The following is a 6,101-nucleotide window of genomic DNA, read 5'->3' as shown; positions in this document are numbered from 1 at the left end:
ACTGTTAGAATTCATGAACATTGTGGCATGATATCACCTTATGATTTCGAAAGTGCTTTAGCATGTTAAAACAATAAACTAGGGATATTTCTACTTTTAACTTGTCCGATATCTTGACAGAAGACCAGCTCTGTTGCGGCGATTTCAACAATATCCGTTTTATGTTTTAAGTAGTCTATAAGTTCTTCAATACTTTTTTCGCCGGGTATAATTTTATGTTTGTATTTTTTTATCAAGTCATTCATCATATTGTTTCCTTTCAAGAATGATAATAGAAAAGTTCTATCGATGTTAAGGAGTTTAGTACGAAGCTCCGCTGGCATGGTAAGTCTTGACCACTGCAATCTCTGGGTGCCGGATATATACATGATATAATCCCTCCAGCATTTTTGCTCTGGAGGGATTATATCATGTATATATCCAGAAATAAAATTGGGCTTGGTTTTACTTAACCTTACTTCTGATTTGTCAGTTATTCATTTAGTTTATTGTGGCTGTGTCATTTAGCTCACTAAATGAAAGCCAACCGGGAGATGGAGTCAAACGATATCCTTGAAAACCAGTACTTGTTACTTTTACTGCGCTAACATTAGTCGGTATTGATACATCTTGATGAGGGCTTATAATTCCGTCACTACTGCTTTCTTTACTACTGTTTACATTGTTACTGTTTTTATCAACTGTAGTAATAGAAACCTCAGTAGATGAATCCTTTTCTGTATTAACATTGTCAGTATCTTCGTCAACTGTGATGACAGGAACTTCAATAGATGTTCCTAACACGTCATCTGATGCCATTGAAGGAACACAAAAAGCCATAAACATAAACATAACCAATAGAAGGCTCATGGTAATTCTCTTAAACTTATACATTACTAACCCCCCCATATTCTAAAATTAAATCAAGAATCCGTTAAATAAAATTCTGCATCACCCCCGTAATTTCTAGGGGCAAGAAGAAATATTAGAAATTATAGATAATTGACATTTCCAACAATTACCTTGGCAAATTTCTTATATACATGATCAAACACCACAGAAAAGCCCCAAAAACCACCTTTAATGTGTGTTTTTGAGGCTTTTTCTCAATATTGCTATCCTTTAAAATTTTTATTCCATACGATGAATTTCTTTTTTTAAGCGCTTTATAATCCTTTTTTCCAACCGTGAAATATAGGATTGGGAGATTCCCAGCATGTCTGCAACTTCCTTTTGTGTCCTTTCCGTTCCATTATTAAGCCCAAACCGAAGCTCCATTATCTTTCTTTCCCGACCGGAAAGCTTCATCAGGGCCAGATGCAAAAGCTTTTTATCAACTTCCTCTTCAATATTTTTGTAAATAATATCATTTTCTGTACCGAGTACATCTGAAAGCAACAGCTCATTGCCATCCCAGTCAATGTTTAAGGGTTCATCAAAGGAAACCTCTGAGCGAGTTTTATTATTTCTTCTCAGGTGCATTAAAATTTCGTTCTCTATGCACCTGGAGGCATAAGTGGCAAGTTTGATCTTTTTGTGTGGATCAAAAGTATTGACAGCTTTAATTAAACCAATGGTTCCAATGGAAACCAAATCTTCAATACCCACGCCAGTATTTTCGAATTTTCGTGCTATGTAAACCACCAGACGAAGATTCCGCTCAATGAGTACATTTTTAACCTTAAGATCACCGTCTCCCAATCTTTCGATGAGGTCGATTTCTTCATCATTGGAGAGCGGTGGCGGTAAAGCCTCGCTGCTTCCTACATAGTGAATTTCCTGTTGATAGCCCAGCCAATGGATTACCCGGGCCAAGTAAAGTCGAATCAAAATTTTAAACTGCCAAGCGTTTTTCAAGCATCTCCCTCCTTGAACCCGTTCCTTATAAGACTAAAAGGTCAATAATTGCGGATGCAAAAGTGCCCGATAGGTGGTTTCATTGCTTAATTTTTTATGGTATATTCCCACCAGCACATTTTGTACCCTATAACTTGTATCGTTATAGCTTACTTCTATTTCATCTGGGCGTATTCCTAACAGCATGCCATGATCCTTGCCAAGGGATTGAAAAGGTATCAATCGTAAGCGTGGAATAAAGGGACTATCTGAAAGCAATGTTAATAGTGTAGCACCATCCTGGGGCAAGCCATTGCTGTATAGTCCGGAAATTTCTCTGGGGAGTATTGGCTTAATGGCTTCATATTCAATAATCACAACTGGGTGTTGGCTTATTGGTTCTACCAACTGGTTTCCTGTGTCCACTAAAGCTTCGACGGAGATCTTATTCCCCCATAGCTTGACTGTAAGGGGAATTTTATGGTTCATTTGTCCCACTTTTTTGCGCCACAGCAAGGCACCCCATTTACCAATGCAGTAGGCGATGATGATGGTTATTACTAAAACAAACCACTTTTGATAGTCAGTTGTCATAATCGAACCCTCGGCTGTCATGCTTGGGCTGGCAGACAACAGATAATGCAAACCCAAGGATAAACCACCAAGAAAAAAGCCCGCGATAAATAAACACAAAAAATCCCTGCCAAATTTATGACAGCCGCTAAAACCAAAGGCAATCCAAACCATCACCACGGCCATCATCAATTTGACCCAAAGGCTTTTAATGATTGTCAAGCCAGGAAACAAAACCGTCAATGCATAAATAGACCCCACCGAGGCCGCGGCCAAGATTCTGAAGAGGGACAACTTATTGCCGTTAAACCGGGCGGTTAACCACAGCACCGTAAGGTTCATGACCAAATTTACCAAAATCACTTCATCCAGATAGACCACTTGTCTCATAATGATAAACCTCTACCCATGCAGCAGCAGTATACTGTCTAGTACCAGTTTATAACTTACTGTTGCAAAATATGCCAATTTTTTTGGCATCCTGAAAAATACCCTAGCATTCCATGGTGCAGGCATTTGGCCGTCTAAATCTCTGTCAACCTGGGCGGTAGCAAAGGATCTTTCTAACATTGTTCGGACACAGGGGGACGGTTCTTTTGTGTTCGTCCCCTAGGGACACAGGGGGCGAACACAAAAGAACCGTCCCCCTGTGTCTGTATCTCCCCTAAGTATTCCTTTTTTGCTGGTGCTGTTAGCAACCGAAGCTCTTTTAACTTTCCACTTTCCAACTTTCTGCTTCCTGCAAATACAAAAAACCCTGGCAATATTATACACGCCAGGGTCAGTGAAACTTGTCAATATCTGGTAATGAATTGGAAATTTTTTACATCATTTTTCTACATAATTGGTTTTTCTTATTTAATACAAACGTTACTTACTGATGGGATCATTGATATCATTGCGATTCGAATCTTTTTTGGCAGGACCTTTGTTATTGTCTTCAAATTGTTGTAGACCTCTTATCCTGTTGAGGTCTTCTTTCCTTGTTAGGTTTTCCCTATTGAATTGCATGTCCTTCATCTTGCTACACCTTCCTTTGATATTTGTTTATTTTAGTGTACCCTCGGTGATGAAGGTTATCCTTTTAAAAATGCTGTGTTCATATTTATTGTTTGATTTTTGTCAAAGAATGGTCTTGACCTAAAAATAAGGCTTACCTGCCTGTGAACATGTCGTTACGGGCAGGTAAGCCAAGTTTTCTTTAGCCTCGACGGCGGAGAAACGCCGGAATATCCAGGTCATCATGGCCGGCAAAGGGCTTAATGGCCTCCATTTCCTGTTTCTTTGTTTCTTTTCTGGCAGGTACTTTATGATCAAAGCCAGTGGCAATGACAGTTACCCTAACTTCTTCATTCATTCTTTCGTCAATCACAGCACCAAAAATAATGTTTGCTTCAGGATCAGCAGCTTGGGCAATAATCTCAGCAGCTTCATTTACCTCAAACAAGCCCAAAGAAGAACCACCTGTAATATTCAATAGCACACCTCTCGCCCCTTCAATGGATGTCTCTAAAAGAGGGCTGGAAATGGCTGCTCTGGCTGCTTCGGTTGCTCTGTTTTCCCCAGAAGATGCCCCAATACCCATCAGGGCAGAACCAGCATCTTTCATAATGGTCTTGACATCTGCAAAGTCCAGGTTAATCAAACCAGGGACCGCAATCAAGTCGGATATACCCTGGACACCTTGGCGTAATACATCGTCGGCAATGCGAAAGGCCTCCACAATAGAGGTATTCTTGTCGATAACTTGCAGCAAACGATCATTGGGTATCGTAATCAAAGTATCAACCTTACTCTTTAAGTTCTCAATTCCTGACTCTGCCTGGCTATGTCTTTTTCTTCCTTCGAAAGTAAAGGGTTTGGTAACTACACCAACTGTTAGGGCACCCAGTTCCTTGGCAATCTCTGCTACCACAGGAGCAGCACCCGTTCCGGTACCACCGCCCATGCCGGCGGTTACAAACACCATGTCAGCACCTTTGAGAGCTTGCATAATCTCTTCACGGCTTTCTTCAGCCGCTTTACAGCCAATTTCCGGGTTAGCACCGGCACCTAATCCCTTGGTCAATTTATTGCCAATCTGAATTTTACTATCACTCTGGGATAAGAAAAGTGATTGAGCGTCCGTGTTCACAGCAACAAACTCAACACCCTTGAGACCCGCACTAATCATTCTATTTACTGCATTGTTACCGCCGCCCCCAACACCTATCACCTTAATATTCGCAAAATGATCCATTGCCATTTCAAAGTCAAGCATAAGTTATCCTCCTCTGTATTATCACAATCAAGCCGCTTTGCCTTTACTAGATAAACCTGTTAATTACTCCACGCCATCCTGAAAGGCGATCCGAGCAGCGGAAACTTTTTAGAGCACCATACATTACCAGCCCAAGAGATGAAGCATAAATAGGACTTTGCCATTGCTCTTTGGGTACACTAAGTTTGGCAGGAATGCCTATCTCCACCTTGGCAAGGTTTAATTGTGAATTCGCGTGCTTCACAACATTCCTTAATAGTGCCCCACCACCGGTTAATACTAACCCACCGGCCAGAGCTTCTAAACGGAACTGATCATTCAGCTCTTTTTGAATCAGTTCAAATATTTCTTGAACCCTGGAATGTATTATATCTAAGGCAGCGCTGGCAGGCACTTTTCTTTTTTCATGCCCCCCCACACTACTAACTTCCAATTGTAACTGAGGTTCTGTTTTTTCTAAACCGAGCAGCTTTTTAATACGTTCCCCTTCACGGATGGAGGTACGCAAACATACCGCTAGGTCGCTTGAAATATGGTCACAGCCAACGTTTAAGGTTGCTGTGTATTTCGGTAAACCTTGATCAAATACGGCAATTTCCGTAATCGTTCCACCTATATCCACCAAAACGGTCCCGATATTTTTCTGGGTATCCGTTAGTACTGCTTGGGCAGAAGCAACAATGGCAGGTAAAGTTTCTTGTATCTTTAAACCAACCTCTTTAATACTCTCTATTAACTTCTCATCCACAATGTTGGTTTGGTCAGTCAATTGCTTAACAACGTGAGAAGCCACATAAACCGATGCCACTTTTTCACCGGCCATATCCTGGGCCTCTTTAAGCGCTTGGTCAATGACCTTGGTCAGTGAGGTGCCATCTGTAACGGAACCCTTTCTTATGCCAATGGCAGCACACTCCCCCAGCCCTTTAACCACCGGGTAGCCGCTGGGGCTGATTTCGGCTACAACCGCTATAATTTTGGTCGTACCTATATCAAGTCCACCAATGAATTGTCTCCTGGCCAAGCCAGGCACCTCCTATTGAGAAACTGTTTACTTAAATTGTAAATTCAACATAGAATAAAAATTCCCTTTTACTTATTTATAAAATAGTTATTTTTTTAACAGATGTCGCCTAATTATGGCCAGATTCTGAAATAATCTTACACCAAAGGCCACCACAGCCGCGGTGCTTAGAGGCACCCCTAATTTCGTTCCAATATAAGCTAAGCCGGCAGCCAAAAGGATATTGCTAAAAAAACCCGTAACAAAGATATGATTATCATAGTGATCTTCCAAAGCAGCTCGAATACCGCCAAAAACCGAATCTAAGGCGGCTAACACTCCTAAGCCCAGATACTGGGCATAGACCTGCGGCAATACCACCGGGAGATTTAATCCAGCCAAAATGCCTATGGCTAACCCAGTCGCCGCCAATATGATCCCTATCCACAT

At 41.3% G+C, this 6,101-nt stretch carries 8 protein-coding genes; all 8 read right to left on the bottom strand.

Annotation, left to right across the window (positions count from 1 at the left end; genetic code table 11):
* Positions 1-65: 65 nt before the first annotated feature.
* Complete coding sequence (locus tag V6C11_RS08060) at positions 66-368, bottom strand: hypothetical protein (RefSeq protein ID WP_333530627.1); 303 nt, start codon at positions 366-368, stop codon at positions 66-68.
* A gap of 112 nt (positions 369-480) precedes the next feature.
* On the bottom strand, positions 481-873 hold the full coding sequence (locus V6C11_RS08055) for a hypothetical protein (RefSeq protein ID WP_333530626.1): 393 nt from the start codon (positions 871-873) through the stop codon (positions 481-483).
* Between the two features lie 237 nt (positions 874-1,110).
* Entirely contained in the window at positions 1,111-1,836 is a 726-nt protein-coding gene (gene sigE, locus V6C11_RS08050) for an RNA polymerase sporulation sigma factor SigE (RefSeq protein WP_333530625.1), read from the bottom strand.
* 33 nt (positions 1,837-1,869) lie between these two features.
* Positions 1,870-2,778: a sigma-E processing peptidase SpoIIGA gene (spoIIGA, locus tag V6C11_RS08045; RefSeq protein ID WP_333530624.1), complete on the bottom strand. Its 909-nt coding sequence runs from the start codon at positions 2,776-2,778 to the stop codon at positions 1,870-1,872.
* A gap of 480 nt (positions 2,779-3,258) precedes the next feature.
* On the bottom strand, positions 3,259-3,408 hold the full coding sequence (locus V6C11_RS08040) for a hypothetical protein (RefSeq protein WP_333530623.1): 150 nt from the start codon (positions 3,406-3,408) through the stop codon (positions 3,259-3,261).
* Between the two features lie 181 nt (positions 3,409-3,589).
* Positions 3,590-4,648 carry a cell division protein FtsZ gene (ftsZ, locus tag V6C11_RS08035; RefSeq protein WP_333530622.1) on the bottom strand — a complete coding sequence of 353 codons (1,059 nt, stop codon included), beginning with the start codon at positions 4,646-4,648 and terminating at the stop codon, positions 3,590-3,592.
* A 46-nt stretch (positions 4,649-4,694) separates the two neighbouring features.
* Complete coding sequence (locus V6C11_RS08030) at positions 4,695-5,681, bottom strand: cell division protein FtsA (RefSeq protein ID WP_333530621.1); 987 nt, start codon at positions 5,679-5,681, stop codon at positions 4,695-4,697.
* 78 nt (positions 5,682-5,759) lie between these two features.
* Entirely contained in the window at positions 5,760-6,101 is a 342-nt protein-coding gene (locus tag V6C11_RS08025; protein ID WP_333530620.1) for a small basic family protein, read from the bottom strand.

The sequence above is a fragment of the Desulfotomaculum sp. 1211_IL3151 genome (assembly GCF_036763075.1).
In the GTDB taxonomy this organism is placed as follows: Bacteria; Bacillota; Desulfotomaculia; order Desulfotomaculales; family Desulfotomaculaceae; genus Desulfotomaculum.
Note: the sequence above shows the minus strand (reverse complement) of the source record. Positions and strands in the feature narration are given on the sequence as shown.